This window comes from Pseudomonas antarctica, assembly GCF_001647715.1.
Classification (GTDB): Bacteria; Pseudomonadota; Gammaproteobacteria; order Pseudomonadales; family Pseudomonadaceae; genus Aquipseudomonas; species Aquipseudomonas antarctica_A.
The window spans coordinates 3,101,893-3,117,706 of sequence record NZ_CP015600.1; the positions used below are offsets into that span (position 1 = coordinate 3,101,893).

General features: G+C 60.8%; 16 protein-coding genes and 1 pseudogene. 11 read left to right on the top strand and 6 right to left on the bottom strand.

The window, feature by feature from the left end:
- Nucleotides 1–386: 386 nt before the first annotated feature.
- From A7J50_RS14010 to A7J50_RS31625, 3 genes are all read left to right on the top strand, one after another.
- Nucleotides 387–932 carry a hypothetical protein gene (locus A7J50_RS14010; protein WP_064452340.1) on the top strand — a complete coding sequence of 182 codons (546 nt, stop codon included), beginning with the start codon at nt 387–389 and terminating at the stop codon, nt 930–932.
- Nucleotides 933–1,018: 86 nt separating this feature from the next.
- Nucleotides 1,019–1,231, top strand: a complete 213-nt coding sequence (locus A7J50_RS14015; protein WP_064452341.1) for a hypothetical protein — start codon at nt 1,019–1,021, stop codon at nt 1,229–1,231.
- Nucleotides 1,232–1,242: 11 nt separating this feature from the next.
- Nucleotides 1,243–1,383, top strand: a complete 141-nt coding sequence (locus A7J50_RS31625) for a hypothetical protein (RefSeq protein ID WP_167353698.1) — start codon at nt 1,243–1,245, stop codon at nt 1,381–1,383.
- Here A7J50_RS31625 and A7J50_RS14020 read toward each other — a convergent pair.
- Together A7J50_RS14020 and A7J50_RS14025 are read right to left on the bottom strand one after the other, a co-directional pair.
- Nucleotides 1,374–2,741 carry a cation:proton antiporter gene (locus A7J50_RS14020; RefSeq protein WP_064452342.1) on the bottom strand — a complete coding sequence of 456 codons (1,368 nt, stop codon included), beginning with the start codon at nt 2,739–2,741 and terminating at the stop codon, nt 1,374–1,376. The two genes, A7J50_RS31625 and A7J50_RS14020, sit on opposite strands and share 10 nt — an antisense overlap.
- A 58-nt stretch (nt 2,742–2,799) precedes the next feature.
- Nucleotides 2,800–3,726, bottom strand: a complete 927-nt coding sequence (locus tag A7J50_RS14025) for a LysR family transcriptional regulator (protein WP_064452343.1) — start codon at nt 3,724–3,726, stop codon at nt 2,800–2,802.
- Nucleotides 3,727–3,839: 113 nt separating this feature from the next.
- On the opposite strand from A7J50_RS14025, the gene A7J50_RS14030 reads away from it, so the two are divergent.
- The 7 genes from A7J50_RS14030 to A7J50_RS14060 all read left to right on the top strand — a co-directional run bounded on the left by A7J50_RS14030 (nt 3,840) and on the right by A7J50_RS14060 (nt 11,090).
- Nucleotides 3,840–4,823, top strand: coding sequence for an aldo/keto reductase (locus A7J50_RS14030; RefSeq protein WP_064452344.1), 984 nt, complete (start codon nt 3,840–3,842; stop codon nt 4,821–4,823).
- A 56-nt stretch (nt 4,824–4,879) separates the two neighbouring features.
- Entirely contained in the window at nt 4,880–5,635 is a 756-nt protein-coding gene (locus A7J50_RS14035; protein ID WP_064452345.1) for a CDP-diacylglycerol diphosphatase, read from the top strand.
- Nucleotides 5,636–5,809: 174 nt separating this feature from the next.
- On the top strand, nt 5,810–7,804 hold the full coding sequence (locus A7J50_RS32135; RefSeq protein ID WP_064452346.1) for an aminotransferase class I/II-fold pyridoxal phosphate-dependent enzyme: 1,995 nt from the start codon (nt 5,810–5,812) through the stop codon (nt 7,802–7,804).
- A gap of 24 nt (nt 7,805–7,828) precedes the next feature.
- Nucleotides 7,829–8,683 carry a transporter substrate-binding domain-containing protein gene (locus A7J50_RS14045; RefSeq protein WP_064452347.1) on the top strand — a complete coding sequence of 285 codons (855 nt, stop codon included), beginning with the start codon at nt 7,829–7,831 and terminating at the stop codon, nt 8,681–8,683.
- Between the two features lies 1 nt (nt 8,684).
- Complete coding sequence (locus A7J50_RS14050; RefSeq protein ID WP_064452348.1) at nt 8,685–9,389, top strand: ABC transporter permease; 705 nt, start codon at nt 8,685–8,687, stop codon at nt 9,387–9,389.
- A gap of 7 nt (nt 9,390–9,396) precedes the next feature.
- A complete protein-coding gene (locus A7J50_RS14055) occupies nt 9,397–10,095 on the top strand; it encodes an ABC transporter permease (protein WP_064452349.1) in 699 nt (232 codons plus the stop codon).
- Nucleotides 10,092–11,090 carry a DMT family transporter gene (locus A7J50_RS14060; protein WP_064452350.1) on the top strand — a complete coding sequence of 333 codons (999 nt, stop codon included), beginning with the start codon at nt 10,092–10,094 and terminating at the stop codon, nt 11,088–11,090. The genes A7J50_RS14055 and A7J50_RS14060 overlap by 4 nt, the downstream gene beginning before the upstream one ends.
- Here A7J50_RS14060 and A7J50_RS31930 read toward each other — a convergent pair.
- A pseudogene (locus tag A7J50_RS31930) lies at nt 11,046–11,585 on the bottom strand (TetR/AcrR family transcriptional regulator); the annotation flags it as partial. The gene A7J50_RS14060 and the pseudogene A7J50_RS31930 sit on opposite strands and share 45 nt — an antisense overlap.
- Before the next feature lie 90 nt (nt 11,586–11,675).
- Here A7J50_RS31930 and A7J50_RS14070 point away from each other — a divergent pair.
- Nucleotides 11,676–12,674, top strand: coding sequence for a succinylglutamate desuccinylase/aspartoacylase domain-containing protein (locus A7J50_RS14070; RefSeq protein WP_064452351.1), 999 nt, complete (start codon nt 11,676–11,678; stop codon nt 12,672–12,674).
- 26 nt (nt 12,675–12,700) lie between these two features.
- On the opposite strand, the gene A7J50_RS14075 is transcribed toward A7J50_RS14070, so the two are convergent.
- Genes A7J50_RS14075 through A7J50_RS14085 form a run of 3 tightly spaced genes read right to left on the bottom strand, consistent with a single transcriptional unit; the run spans nt 12,701 to nt 15,681 of the window.
- Nucleotides 12,701–13,954: an EAL domain-containing response regulator gene (locus tag A7J50_RS14075; protein ID WP_064452352.1), complete on the bottom strand. Its 1,254-nt coding sequence runs from the start codon at nt 13,952–13,954 to the stop codon at nt 12,701–12,703.
- A 9-nt stretch (nt 13,955–13,963) separates the two neighbouring features.
- Nucleotides 13,964–14,347 (bottom strand): response regulator, encoded by a 384-nt coding sequence (locus A7J50_RS14080; protein WP_064452353.1) that lies wholly within the window; start codon nt 14,345–14,347, stop codon nt 13,964–13,966.
- Complete coding sequence (locus tag A7J50_RS14085; protein ID WP_064452354.1) at nt 14,332–15,681, bottom strand: sensor histidine kinase; 1,350 nt, start codon at nt 15,679–15,681, stop codon at nt 14,332–14,334. The genes A7J50_RS14080 and A7J50_RS14085 overlap by 16 nt, the downstream gene beginning before the upstream one ends.
- Nucleotides 15,682–15,814: the final 133 nt, after the last annotated feature.

Sequence of the window (15,814 nt, forward strand, 5' to 3'; positions counted from 1 at the left end):
GGTGGCACTGCCGCTTTGAAAAACGCATAGTTTTATGAGCCTGTGGCTGAGGGTGCCAACAAGCCTGGTCCTTACTTTCTTATGGGGTCGGCTCTGGGTCGGGGGGTAACGAATGCTCCTGTATCCGGGCAGATGAATGGATTAAGCAATGCCTGTGCCGAAACCCATTTTTGGCAGAGTAATTACCCGTTGGCGAGCGAGCCAGCGGGCGCTGGGCTGAGCAATGGGCCAAAAAAATGCCCGAGGCCTGCGCACTCCAGCAGCCGCCAGCCCAACGCGATCGCCACAACAGTGCGGCACGTGTTCCACAATGGTGCATGAACAAACTTGAACTTCACTCAGCCCCGATTCTTCTAACAAGACTTGTCACCTTGTGGAGCATCGTCGTGCCCAGAATCATCTCTCCAAACACTCCAGAAGCGTCGCTGGACGAACACAGTGAACACAACGCCAAGATTTTCGGTTCACCCAAGGACCGTCTTGACTTTTATCGCCGCGAAATTCAGTACGAAACCACCATCCTGGCCAACCGCACCGACGCCTACCTCACCGCGCAGTCGTTCCTGGTCATCGCCTTTGTCTCCGGCATGGGCAACCTCAACCCGGAATGGGGTAAGTTTTTTACGCTGATCGTGCCAGTGTTCCTGGCGTCCCTTGGCGTTCTCAGCTCCCTGAATGCCTGGCCGGGTATCCGTGCCGCGTACGAAATCATCGACCACTGGCACTACAAGCAAAGTGAACTGCTGCGCAGCGAGCCGGTAATGGGCATGGCTTATGACGATTCGCCGTTGTTTTGTGAAACCGAGTCGTCCCACAAGGGCTATCGCAAGTCGCTGCTGTTCTCCATGCGCGCGCCGTGGTTGTTCATGGTGTTCTGGGTATTACTCGGTGCCTATGCGTTTTACATCCAGATTGATAACCCTGTCTCTTGAACATTGCCTGTTAAATCGTCGGAACTTCACCGTCCTGCGCAGAACCTTACCTTTATGCAGGCTGCGTTTTTCAACAGAGGTGAATCATGAGCACAAGCAACGATCCCCAAGTCAGTAACCGTAACGATCCGGCAATAGATGGCGGTGAACCCGCACCCGGTACGGCGGCTGACGCGCCGAAAGATCCGAAGCCTGCCGTCGACCCCAAGGCCAAGGAAAACGACTACAGTCCAGACTTCAAGCCCGAGCGCGAGCCCAAGCCTGAAACGGATGCTGATATCGACACTCAAGGCGGTTAAAGGAGACAGTCATGTCACAAGAACTCGACGACGACGAAGAACTCAATGACCCGGGCAACGAAGACCCGGGCTCATTGATGGATGATGCAGAAGTGCCGCTCAATGACCTGGACGATGCGGCTGATGTGGGCAATACCGAAAATCAGGACTGAGCGGTTACCTGTTGAGTCTTAGCCTTGGCTCGTCGTTCGTACCACAACAGCATCGGTTGGGTGCTGAGGCCATGAACGACGATGCTCAAGGCAATGACCGACACCGTAAGGTTCACCGCTACCGCGCTGCTGGTGCCGACCAGCCCATGATTGAGCGCGTAGAACAGGTAGTAAATGCTGCCGATCCCGCGAATTCCGAACCAGCCCATCAAACCGCGTTGTCGGTAATCGATCAAACGGCCCCATGGCATTGCCAGCACGCTCACGGGGCGAATCACGCAGAACAATACTGCCGCCACTGGCAGTGCTCGCCAGTCCCAGTGGCTGATCAGCACGATGCCCAACACCGTCACCAGAAACACCTCCATCGAACGCTCCACCAGGCTGCCGAACGAGAGCATGTCGCCCATCATCACGCCGGCGGCGATCTGCGTATCCGCCAGTTCGCTGACATCGCCTTGCAGGGCGCGCTCAGGAGCCACCTCCAGGTGGCCCACCACCGGCAGTGCCAGATGCTCCGAGGGCGTCACCGAGTTGCCCGTGGACCTGAACTCCGCCTGGCGCAAGCCCAGCCCAGCGGCGAAGACCGACAAAAAGCCATAGCCACCCACCGCCTCGGCGACCACGTAGGCCAGGGCAATCAACGCCAGGGTCAGGTAGTCGTTGGGGGACAGCGTGCTGTCCTCATTGGTGATGCGCATCCACAGCGTCACGCGGCCGATGCCACGGCCCATCCAGTAGCCGATCAACAGCCCGGCCGGCACCGCCCACAGCAGGTTTTTCAGCACCCAGCCACCGAACCAGTCACCCTCAAAACCGCCGTGCTGCATGAACAGCAGCGCAAAGATCACGAAGGGAAAGGCAGTGCCATCGTTCAAGCCTGCTTCGCCGGACAGGCCAAAACGCAGTGCGTCATAGTCCTGCGCATTGTTGACCTGGACCAACCCCGCCAGTACCGGGTCGGTCGGCGCAAGTATCGCACCCACCAGCAACGAGACGCCCCAGGACAACGCGAACACGTAATGCAGGGCCAGGCACACCCCCAGGATGGTCAGCAGCATCACCGGCCCCGCCATGCCAAACGCGATACGCCAGGTGCAATGCCAGAGCGGCAGGCGCAGTTTCAAACCGCTGACGAACAGGGAAAACAACACCGCTACTTCGGTCAGGTGCTCCATCCAGCGGGCTGAGTTTTTGATATCCAGGTGCAACAGGTCCACACCCAGCGGCCCGATGGCCACGCCGAGCAACAGGCACACGGCTGAGGTGGTCACCGGCATCCAGCGCAAATAGGAAGAAGTGAGGGCGAGCGTGAGCAGCACAGCGCCCAATACGGCCAACCATAGGATAAAAGTCATGAAGCGTGCACCGCGGCCGTGGTCTATGCAGGTTGGAGGATGGCTGCCGGGCTCAGGTTCAATGTGATTCCATCAACTGCGAGCCGATGGTTTTCAGGCGGATCATGTCCATCAACTGGCGCAGCCCCGGCTGCGACTGGCGGCGGCTCGGGTAGTACATGCACAGCGGTTCACCCAGGCAGGCCCAGTCCGGCATGACCTCTACCAAACGGCCGTCCACCAGTTCCTGTTGCACGCGGTTGGACAGGCAGTAAGCAATCCCCACGCCTTGCAGCGCGGCGTTGACGATGGTCTCGGTGTCGGCCGCGCTGAAATGCCCGGGCACGTCGATACGTTGCTGCCTCGGGCCGTTACCCAGTTCCCATTTGTAGGTGGTCTTGTCGCCCAGGTACATGCGGATGCAGGAATGCTGCAACAAATCTTGGGGGGCTTGCGGTATGCCCCGGCGTGCGAGGTAAGCGGGGGAGGCGACCATGATCCAGCGCAACGCCGCGGTCAGCGGCACCGCCACCATGTCCTGGGGCACCGTGGCGCCATAGCGGATACCCGCGTCGTAGCCTTCGGCAATGATATCGATCATTGCGTCCTCGACGATCAAGTCCAGGCGCAGTTGCGGGTAGGCGTTGGCGAATTCGCCAAGTATCGGCGCCAGCAGCAGCGCCGCCGCATCGCGTGGCACGTTGAGGCGCAGGCGGCCGATGGGCGACTCGCGGTGCAACTCCAGCGTGTCGAGGCCGTCCTGGATCATGGCAAAACCCAGGCCGAGTTTTTCGGCGAGCAGGGTGCCGGCGTCGGTGGGTTCCACGGCGCGGCTGGTGCGGTACAGCAGCTTTACCCCGAGGCGCGTTTCCAGGTTGCGCATGGTGTGGCTCAACGCCGACGTGGTAACCCCCAGCTCGTGGGCAGCATGGCGAAAACTGCGGCGCCGGATGATCGCCATGAACACATTGAGATCGGCCAATTCGGAACGATTGAAAGCCGCCATTACAAGCCTCTTTTATAGGAGTTCGGTTGCATGCGGCGTTGAGCCCTATTCAACCTTGGATGATCTAGAGTAATTGCTTTTATACGTCGTTTTACGGGCAGGGGTTATTTTTTATGCGCATCGAGACCCTCCGGATTGCCGGCATCGACAAAGCCGTCTCGCGGATCGCCCTCGGCACCTGGTCCATGGGCGGGCACCTGTGGGGCGGCGGGGATAACGAGCAGTCGATCAGAACGATTCGCCACGCGTTGAACTGCGGCATCAACCTGATCGACAGCGCGCCGGTGCACGGCCTGGGCCTTTGCGAAACGCTGATCGGCAAGGCGCTGCGCGGCCAGCGCCACAGTGCGGTGATCGCCACCAAAGCCGGCTTGCAATGGGACGACGGCTCCCCCCGACGCCATGCGACGGCCCAGCGTATTCGCAAAGAGGTTGAAGACTCGTTGGTGCGCCTGGAAACGGACTACATCGACTTGTACCAGGTGCATTGGCCCGACCCGTTGGTGGCTCAGCAGGAAACTGCCGATACGCTCGAGTGCCTGCGCCGCGAGGGCAAGATCCTTGCGGTAGGCGTCAGCAACTATTCCTGCGCGCAAATCAACGATTTCAGCCGGCACACAACCTTGGCCACGGTACAGCCGCCATACAACCTGTTCGAGCGCGCTATCGACAGCGACATTCTGCCGTATGCCAAGCAACATTCCCTGGTGGTGTTGGCCTATGGCCCGTTGTGCCGTGGGTTGCTGACCGGCAGCCTGCATTCAGCCGCCCGCTTTGCCGAGGATGACGGACGCAAGCTCGACCCGAAATTCACGGCGCCGCGTTTTGAGCACTACCTGGCGGCCGTGGCGGCGCTGGATATTTATGCCCGTGAATGTCATGGCAAGTCGGTGCTCGCACTGGCCTTGCGCTGGGTACTGGACCAAGGCCCGACCATCGCACTGTGGGGCGCCCGCAGTCCCGAGCAATTGAACGGTTTTGAAGAGGCGTTTGGCTGGCACCTGAGCGCCGATGACCTGACACATATCGACCGTATCCTCGCCAACACGCTAAAAAATCCGATCGAGCCGGACTGTATGGCGCCCGTAAAACGTTAGCTCTACGACAGGGATGTCGGCAAAAAAACAACTTCCCTGTGCGTAGAGGTTTTTGCATGAAGCGCGGTACCGTATTCAAGATCGTCGGTGGTGTGTTCTTAGGGTTGGCGTTGGTCGGCGCCTGGCAATGGCGGGGCAACCCCGATGCCTTGTGGCATATCGTCAGCCGGCAATGCGTGCCCAACCAGCAACAGCAGCACAACCCCAGCCCGTGCCTGGCGGTCGATCTGGACCGTGGCTACACCCTGTTAAAAGACCGCAATGGCCCGCTGCAGGATCTGCTGATTCCGGTGGATAAAATCACCGGCATCGAAGACGCGGCCCTGGGCCGTCAGTTGCTGCCGCATTACTTTACCCAAGCCTGGCGGCACCGCAGTGTGTTGTCCGATGGCCTGATAAAGCCGATTCCCGATGCTTTCGTTTCGGTGGCGATCAACTCCCGTTACGGCCGCACACAGAACCAGCTGCATCTGCATATCGCCTGCCTGCGCCCGGATATCTTTGCCGTGCTCAACCAGCAAGGCACTGCCCTCAACGAACAGTGGCGGGTACTGCCGGCCCGATTGATGGGGCACACCTACAGTGCCCGCACGCTGACGGCGGTGGACGCTGATGCGCTCGACCCCTTGGTCGTGTTGCGTGCATACGTCGATGCCCAAGGCGCGAGCATGAGCCAGTACAGCCTGCTGATGGCACCTCGTGCAGACGGCAGTTTTGTGTTGCTGAGCACACACGTGGCGCTGAGTGAACTGAACCTGGGTTCGGCCGAGGAATTGCAGGACCGCCACTGTAACCTGATGACCGCGCGGTAAGCCCACTGTCGCGACGAGGTCGATAAAACACTGACTGCGACCTGTTCGCTCGATAAACGACACCCCGCAAGCGTATTCATTGAACGACTGTTCAGTTTGCACTATGTTGACCGCATCCACCCGTTTGTACGCAGACGGGTTCGCGCTTTTTCTTCTTGTACGAGAGGCTCTGGCATGCGGTTTTCCCCCTTTGTTGAGCGGATTGCAGGGCAGGGCGTAGCCGCCTGGGACATCCACCACGCCGCGTTCCACGCCGCCAGCCAGGGCGAGGACATCATCATCCTCAGCGTCGGCGATCCGGATTTTGCCACGCCTTCTTTTATTACCGACGCGGCCGTCAGCGCACTGCGCGACGGTGACACCCACTACACCGAAATCCCTGGCCGACCGCCATTGCGCGACGCCGTTGCAGCCCGCTACAGCACGACTCTGTCGCGGCCGGTGACAGCCGAAAACGTCATCATCGTGCCGGGTGCGCAGAATGCGTTGTTCATCAGCTCGCTGTGCCTGCTGCAAGCCGGTGATGAAGTGCTGGTGCTCGACCCGATGTACGTCACCTACGAAGCCACGCTCAAGGCCAGCGGCGCAACGCTAACGCGCGTGCCGTGTTCGCCGGAGTCGGGCTTTCGCCTGGATGCGCAATTGCTCGGCGCGGCGATCACGCCGCGTACCCGGGCGATTTTCTTCTCCAACCCGAACAACCCCACCGGCGTGGTCCTCAACCCCCAAGAGCTGCAAGCCATCGCCGACCTGGCCATCGCCCATGATCTCTGGGTCGTCGTGGATGAGGTGTATGAAAGCCTGGTGTTCGACGGTGAATACCACAGCCTCGCCGCACTGCCGGGCATGGCCGAGCGCTGCATTGTGATTGGCAGCTTGTCCAAATCCCATGCCATGACCGGCTGGCGCATTGGCTGGATCATTGCTGCGCCGCAGATGATCGCTCACGCAGAAACCCTGGTATTGAGCATGCTCTATGGCTTGCCCGGGTTCGTGATGGAGGCCGCCACGGCGGCGGTGCTGGCCCATGATGAGGTGACGCAGGGCATGCGCGAGATCTACCGGCGCCGCCGTGACCTGGTGGTGGCCGGTCTCGGCGCGTGCCCGGGGATCAAGGTGCAGGCGCCGCAAGCCGGCATGTTCGTGTTGATGGATGTGCGCGGCACCGGCCTGGGGTCGTTGGATTTTGCCTGGCGGTTATTCCGCGAGGCGGGCGTGTCGGTGCTCGATGCCGCCGCGTTTGGTGAGCCGGCGCAAGGCTTTGTACGGTTGTCGTTTACCTTGGGTGAGGCCCGCCTTGCCGAGGCTTGCCAGCGTATTGCCGGGTTTGTTGCCAGGCTCGCCGGTGAGCCGCGTGTCGCGGCTGCGCCAAAGATTGAAGTGCTGCAACCGGTCGAAGCCAGGAAGATGATTGAAGTCATCGACCTGCATAAGCGTTTCGGCAATATCGAAGTGCTCAAGGGCATCTCCCTCACGGCTCGCGAAGGTGAGGTGATCTCGCTGATCGGCGCCAGCGGTTCGGGCAAGAGCACCTTGTTGCGCTGCATCAACATGCTCGAAGTGCCGGATCAAGGCAGCATTCATGTCGACGGCGAAAGCATCAAGCTCAATTACGGCATTCCCGGCGCGCCGCTGGTGGCGGATGCGAAGCAACTGGTGCGCATCCGCTCGACCCTCGGCATGGTGTTCCAGAACTTCAACCTGTGGCCTCACCGCACGGTGCTCGAGAACCTCATCGAAGCCCCGACCCAGGTGCTGCGCGAAAGCCGCGCCGAGGCGATCGAGCGCGCAGAGGCCTTGCTCGATCGCGTCGGCCTCGCCGCCAAGCGCAATGAATACCCGGCGTTTCTCTCCGGCGGCCAGCAGCAACGGGTGGCGATTGCCCGCGCGTTGGCCATGCGTCCCAAAGTCATGCTGTTCGACGAACCCACTTCGGCCCTCGACCCGGAACTGGTGGGCGAAGTGCTGCGCGTTATCCGCTCCCTGGCCGAAGAAGGCCGCACCATGATCCTGGTCACCCATGAAATGGCCTTCGCCCGGGATGTGTCCTCCAAAGTCGCTTTTCTGCACCAAGGCATGATCGAGGAAACCGGTACGCCGGACTCGGTGTTTATCGACCCACGCAGTGAGCGTTGCCGGCAGTTCGTCAACGCGCATCAAACGCGCTAACTCCACAAAAAGACGGGGCAAATCATGAAATCAAGACCCATGGCAAGCTGGTTGAGCGGTGCAGTGTTGATGTTGGCCGCAGGTTTTACGCTGGCGGCGGAGAAACCCATCGTGTTTGCGGTGGCGGCGGAACCCTATCCACCGTTCACCGTAAAAGGCGGTAACGGCGAGTGGTCGGGCTTTGAAGTGGACCTGATTCACAAACTCTGCGAAGGCATGAAAGCCGAATGCCAGATCAAGGAAGTGGCGTGGGATGGCATCATCCCGTCGCTGCTGGCCAAGAAGATCGACGTGATCTTCTCGTCGATGTCGGTGACTGATGAGCGTGAAAAGCAGATCGCCTTCAGCCGTGCCTACTACGACTCGCTGCTGGGTGTGGCAGGGCCCAAGGGCGCGACGGTGGACATTACCCCTCAAGGCCTCAAGGGCAAGTTGATCGGTGTGCAAATCTCCACCGTCAGCGCCAACTACCTGAAGAAGTATTACGAAAACATCGCCGACCTTAAGTACTACGACACCCAGGAATCGGCCAACGCCGACCTTATCGCAGGCCGTATCGACTACATGATGGCAGACGACACCGCCATCGCGATGATGGTCAAAACCCCCGAGGCCAGTGGCCTGGCGCATATCGCCAGCGTGCCCTACGACCCGATCATCGGGCGTGGCGTCGGTGCCGGCTTACGCAAGGAAGACACCGCGCTCAAGGCCCGTCTCGACAAGGCCATCGGAGAGCTGCTGGTGAGCAAGGATTTTGATGACCTGTCCGAGCATTACTTCGGCGTGTCGGTCAGCCCGTGCAAGCGTGCCGACACCCCGGCGTATGTGAGCAAGGTCTGCGACAGCCCCTACCAGCAAATCGCCCAGAAGACCGAATAAGATGTTCGACCTCCTCAGCTTCGGCGAACAGGGATGGGGCGACGCACTGCTAAAAGGGTTATGGATGACCCTGCAAATCTCCGCTGGCTCGTTTGCCGTGGGCTTGCTGATCGGCCTGGTCGTGGCCTGCGCCAAGCTCAGCGCGCCACGCCCGGTCGCCTTGTTGATGCGCGGCTACACCACCGTGTTTCGCGCGGTGCCGGAGTTACTGTTGATCCTGCTGCTGTACTACGCTGGTTCCATGGGCCTGAACGCGTTGATGCTGTGGCTGGGGTTCGAGCAGGTGAACATCAGCGGCCCGCTGGTGGCGATCCTGGTGTTGGGGCTGGTGCAGGGCGCCTATGCGTCGGAGATTTTTCGTGCGGCAATCCTGGCGATTCCCCATGGCCAGATTGAAGCGGCGCGGGCCTTTGGCTTGAGCGGCATCGGCCTGTTCCGCCGGGTGACCTTGCCGATCATGGCGCCGTACGCTCTGGCCGGCATGTCCAACCTGTGGATCAACCTGATCAAGGACAGCGCCTTGATCAGTGTGGTCGGCACCAACGAATTGCTCTACACCGCCAAGCAGGCGGCGGGTTCGACCCGTCAATACTTACTGTTCTACCTCACGGCCGCCGCCTTGTATTACCTGGTGACGCTGGCTTCCAACTACCTGTCCGGGCGCCTGGAACGACGTATTCGTCGCTGGATGCCGGTTGTCGAGTGAGTGGGCTATGCCTGAATGGATAAGTTACTACGCGGGGCTGATCGCCAAGGGGCTGCAGACCACCTTGTCATTGCTGGCGATCTCGGCAGTGCTCGGCTTCGTCCTGGCGGTGCTGGTGGCGTTGGCGCGTTTGTCGCGGCGCAAATGGCTGGCCCGGGGTGCGCTGGCCTACACCAGTGTGCTGCGGGGCACACCGCTGTTGATCCAGATCTATATTTTCTACTACGGGCTGGGGAGTTTGTTCGCCCAGTTTCCGCTGATACGCACCAGCTTTCTGTGGCCATTCCTGCGCGACGGGTATTGGTACATCGTCTTTGCCCTGGTGCTGTCGGTAGGCGCTTATGTCGGTGAAGTGATTCGCGGCGGCCTGTTGGCAGTGCCCAAGGGCGAGATGGAGGCCGCCTCGGCGTTCGGCATGACGCCGCGCCAGGCGTTGTTGCGGGTGCGCCTGCCCCGGGCGATGCGTCTGCTGCTGCCGACCCTGGCGGGGGAGACGGTGATGTTGCTCAAGTCCACCGCACTCGCGTCGACGATTGCCGTGGTCGACCTGCTGGGCGCGGCCAACGTGGTGCGGGCGCAGACGTTGCAGATCTATCAACCGCTGTTGCTGGTGGCCGGTGTCTACCTGTGCCTGACGTTCCTGATCGAAGGCGTTTACGCCATCGCCGAACGGCGCGGCACGCCGCTGCGCAGGTCGATCGGATGAAACAGGATCGCGCGTTGCAAGGGATTGCCCTGTGTTCACTGGCCTATGCGTTCCTGGCGCTGCAGGATGCGGTGATCAAATGGTTGGTGGCTGATTACTCGGTGTTCACCATCCTGTTCTGGCGCAGCCTGGTGGTGGTGGGCGCCTGCGTGATCGCCGGGCGCATGGGCTTGTTGCGTCGCGCATGGACGTCGGTGAGCCGCAGGCTGCTGATCATTCGCGGGTTGCTGTCGCTGCTGGCGTGGTTGCTCTATTACACGGCCGCCAAGGACCTGACCCTGGCGGAAATGACCACCTTGTATTTTTCCGCGCCAATCATGGTCACGTTGCTCGCCGCGCTGATCCTCAAGGAACGCGCCAGCCGTGGCCAATGGGTCGCGCTGATCATCGGCTTTGTCGGCGTGGTGATCGCCTGTCGCCCGAGCAATATGGTCGACCCGTTGCCAATCGCACTGACCCTGGCCGCTGCGCTGTGTTGGGCATTTACCTATATCCAGTTGCGCCAGGTCGACCCGACCACCTCGGTGCTGGAGCAGATGCTGATCACCAATGTGGTGTTCGTGGTGTGCATGGCGCTGACCTTGCCCTGGACGCATACCCCATCGCCGACCCCGGCCTGGCTGGGCATGTTGGCGGCGGGGCTGGTCGGCGGTATCGGTCAGTTTCTGTTGTTCGCCAGTTTCCGTCGCGCCACGGCGACCTTGCTCGCGCCGTTTGAGTACACCGGTTTGATCTGGGCGTTTCTGTTATCCAGCCTGATCTGGGGCACGTCGATGGACCTGTCGCTGATCATCGGCGCGGTGCTGATCGCAGTCAGCGGGACGTTGGCGATGCTCAGCGCCCGCCACACCGAATCACACGATGTGGTCGGCGCCGAATGCGCCGTGACGCAACCCCTGTACCCAACAGCGGCAGATATGCAGGCCGTTGGCGGGGCTGAAAGTGCCGGGGTTGAGGCACCCCTCGAGCCAGAGCCCGTCAAGCATCGCCGATAAGCCGATAGCGGCCAGGTGGCTGTCGTGGATTACCAGGCTTTCGCTGCGGGCCAGGTCGTCGAGCAGTTGCTGGATCAGCGCCAGGTAAGCGCGGTAGCTGTTTTCATGGGACTGATTTACGTGGGGCGAGTGGCGGATCAGGCTCCAGAACACCACCCACACGCCGAGCAGGTCGGGGTCCATGACGCGTGGTGAAAAGGATGCACTGAGAAACGCATCCAGGCGCGCGGCGGCGCCTTCGGCCAACTCGACTTGCGCCCATAACGCGCTGGTCAATTCACTGGCGAGCTTGTGGTAGGTCTCGGCGATCAGTGCATCGATGCTGCCGAAATGATGATTGAGCAAGCCCACTGAAACACCGGCTTGCGCTGCAATCTTGCGCACGGAAATTCCAGCGTGCCCGTCGCGGGACAGGCTGGTAAGGGTGGCGGCAATCAGCAAGTCCCGGCGTTCATCGGGGTCGGCACGGCGCAGTTTGGGAGGGTCGATGGTCACGGGAATGCCTTTGATGAAAGACCAGAGCGCACAGGTTAGTTGAACGCGTGTTCAATCTCTAGCGATTAAATGATGAGAGGAGGGCAAGGCATGGCAAACGACCTTTCGTGGCAGGTGGCGGGCGATGCGGGCAACGCGCTGCACATCGGTGCTTGGCGCTATGAAGGCGACGGTAGCGGGCCATCAGTGCACCTGCAAGCGGGCGTGCACGCCGATGAAATCGCCGGGATGCTGGTGCTGCACCAACTGTTGCCGCGCTTGCAGGCTTGCCAGGCACAGGGCCGGCTCAAAGGCAGTGTCACCGTAGTGCCGCAGGCCAACCCGTTTGGTATCGGCCAATTTCGTCAGGGCCGCCTGCTGGGGCGGTTTCACGAGGCCACCGGGCAGAATTTCAATCGTGCCTTCGATCATTCCCTTGCCATGGAGCGCCCGGCGAGCAACCTGGCGCAGTGGCAAAAGAGCCTGGTGCAACTGGCCGCCGATGCCGACCTGGTGCTGGACTTGCACACCGACGATGAGGCACTGCCTTACCTCTACATTCATCGCAGCTTCTGGCCGGAGCAAGGCCTGGCGCTGGCGGCGGCCTTGCAGGTGGATGTGGTGATCGTCTGGGATGACGGCGGCGACGGCTCCTTTGAAGAAACCATCATCAATCACGGCGCGCCACGGCTGGCGGCGACTATCGAATTGCGCGGGCAAGCGGATGTCAGCGATGCCCTGGCGCAACAGGATGTCGATGGCCTGTGGGCGTGGCTGTGCATCAACGGCGTGATCGACGAAGTGGCCGCGATCCGCGAATGGCAAGGCGAGGCAGTGGACATGGGCTGTATGGAAACCATCCTCGCGCCCCGCGCCGGTGTGCTGGTGTTTGAAAAGGGCCTGGGCGATCAGGTCGAGGAGGGCGAGCGTTTCGCCAGGATCATCGGCCGGCCGGGTGATGCGGCGTCAGAAGTGATTTTACACGCCGCGCAAACCGGGCGCATGGTCACGGCCCATCGCGAACGCCTGGTAGCGCAGGGCGCGGTGGTGGCGAAGTTTACCGGGGCGCGGTTATCCGACAGTTACAGCGGCGGAGTGCTCGACCCTTAGGAACAGCTGCTGATTGAACCTCGCGGTTACAACGGCGGCGTGCGTTCCAACAAAAGGCGCTCCAGGGTTGCTGCGGGCAATGGCCGACTGAACAGATACCCCTGAATCTGATCACAGCCGGCTTGCTTCAAAAACCCCAGCTGTTCCTGGGTTTCCACGCCTTCGGCGACCACTTGTAAGCCCAGGCTATGGGCCAGTTCAATGATGGTGCGGGTGATCGCCGCGTCTTGCGGGTTAGTGGTGACTTCGCGGATAAACGCGATATCGATCTTCAACGTATCAATGGGGAACCGCCGCAGATACGCCAGGCTTGAATAGCCGGTGCCGAAGTCATCGATGGAGATTTTCACGCCCATTGTGCGCAATCGTTGCAGGCTGGCGATGGTGTGCTGGGTGTTTTCCATCAATGAGCTTTCGGTCAGCTCAACCTCCAGCCAATGGGGCGCAACCCCGGTTGCCCTCAGGATGCGTTCGATATCGGCAATCAGATCGCCCTCGATCAATTGGTGACCGGATACATTGACCGAAACCTCTACGGCACCAATCAGGCCGCGTTGCCACACGGCGATTTGCTGGCAAACGCTGTCGATCACCCAGCGCCCGACCTGCACAATCAAGCCCAGGCTCTCGAGTATGGGTACAAACACCGCCGGCGACACCGTGCCATAGCCGGGACGCTCCCAGCGCAGCAAGGCTTCAAGGGCGCATATCTTCCCGCCAGCCAGCTCGATCTTGGGTTGGTAGTGCACGGTGAACTCGCTGTTTTCCACCGCCTGACGCAGGGCTTTTTCAAAGTCCTGGCGCGCCAGGTCGTGCACGCTCATCCCCGCTGGCTCGCCCGTTTGCCGTTGCAGTTGCTGCTCCAGCATCAGGTTGTGAACCTTCAACTGATCACCGCGTTCCTTGAGCCGCAACAGGTTGCGCACCCGCAGCCACAATTCGACACGTTCCACCGGTTTGCTGAGGAATTCCTCGGCGCCGGTTTCCAGCCCGCTGACGCGCGCGCTCGGCTCACTGAGGGCCGACAACATGATGATCGGAATGCTTGCCGTGGTTTCGTTGCCCTTTAAGTGGCTGGCCACCTCGTAGCCGTCCATGCCCGGCATCATGATGTCCAGCAGGATCAGGTCAGGCGGTTGTTGCGCCACGAGCTGCAAGGCCTCTTCACCGCTGCTCGCACTCAGGGTCTGGTAGCCCTCGTGCTGCAGCAGGGTTTCCAACAGTTTGCGAATCTGGGGTTCGTCGTCAACGATCAACAGCGTTGCAGGTTGGCTGGCCATGGAGAGGACTCACAGGTGGGGGCTGATGTGCTGTTGCAGCAAAGTGTCGATGACCTGGTAAAGCTCTTTGTAGCGCAGCGGCTTGATGATGTAGGCGTCGCAACCGGCCAGGCGGGTTTTTTCGCGGTCCTCCTTCATGGCCATGGCGGTCAGCGCAATCACCGGAATGTGTGCGGTGTTGGGGTCTTGCTTAAGCAACGAGGTGGCGGCCAGGCCGTCCATGCCCGGCAACTGGATATCCATCAATATCAGCGCCGGCTGTTTTTCCCGCGCCAGGGTCAGGCCGGTTTCTGCATCCGCCGCCCACAACACGCCGTGCCCGGCATTGACGAGCAACAACCGCGCCAGGCGCATGTTCGCCTCGTTGTCTTCGACGATCAGGATGTCAGCCATGCAGCCTCCGGCGCGCGGTGCAACGGCAGCCATACCACAAAGCGCGTACCCAAGCCTTCGCGGCTGGCCACGGCGACGCTGCCGCCGTGCAGGTCGGTCAGTTGCTTGACCATTGCCAGCCCCAAACCCGTGCCTTCAAATTTGCGCGCCAGGCTGCTGTCGATCTGGCTGAAAGCCTTGAACAGCTTGCTCATGTCGTCCTCGGCGATCCCGATGCCCGTGTCGCTGACACTCAGCTCCAGGAATTGCGTGTGAGTGCTGGGTTGCAGGGCGAAGCCGTGGGCGGGCCAATCGCCGGGGATGTGGCCGACATGCGCGAGGCTGACCTCGCGGACCGCCAGGGTCACGGAGCCGCCGTGTGCGCTGAACTTCACCGCATTGGCCAGCAGGTTGTAGATAATCTGCTTGGTCTTGCGCAGGTCCAGTTCCAGGGTGCCAAAATCGTCCTCGCATTCCAGCTTCAATTGGATACGTTGCAAGGCGGCTTTCTCGCGCACGATCAACAAGCTGTTGGCGAGCAACCCCGCCAGTTCCACAGGCTCCAACTCCAGGTCCATCATCCCGGCCTCGACCTTGGACAGGTCGAGAATGTCGTTGATCAACGACAGCAGGTGTTGGCCGCTGGTGAAGATGTCGCCGATGTACTCGCGCTGCACCTCGCTCATGTCGCCGACCAAACCATCCTTCAACGCCTCTGAAAAGCCAATCACCGCGTTCAACGGCGTGCGCAGCTCGTGGGACATGGTGGCGAGGAACTCGGACTTCATGTGGCTGGCGTGTTCCAGTTCCAGGTTCTTTTCTTCCAGCGCGCGTTCAAAGCCTTTGCGCTCGGCTTCTTCCTGTTTGCGCGCGGTATTGTCAGTGCCAATCAACAGGTAGCCGATGATCGTGTCGTGGCGATTGCGCAGGGCCGTTACCGAGACCATCGCCGACAGGCGACTGCCATCTTTGCGGATATAGGTGAGTTCGTAGATGTCTTCGATGCCGCGTGAGGCCTTGAACACCAGGGCTTCGAAGCCCGGTGTGATCGGCGTGTCCAGCTCCAGGCTAAGGGCGGCGGCACGGGTAATCAGTTCGGCGGGGTCGGATATGTCGGCGGGGGTGATGCGGTTGAGCACGTCGTCGGCGGCATAGCCGAGCATGCGCTCGGCGCCAACATTGAAGATCTGGATCACGCCTTTTTCGTCAGTGGCGATGCTCGAAAAGTACGCGCTGTTGAAGATCGCGTCTTGCAGGGCGCCGGTCTTGAGCAGGGTCTTCTGGCGTTTGAACTCGACGATTTTTTCGGCCCGCGATTGTAATTCGGGCGCTGCGCCAGGGCTGGTTTTGTCCAATGCAGTGTTGTCCGTGCATATCAGACCCGGCCGTGTTCAGAACACGGCCGCAGAGCATGCTCACAGAAAATCGCATGACCGCGATGAGGAGGAGATGAGGTCCTTGGACAATAGCAGATGCTGCGACCAGCAC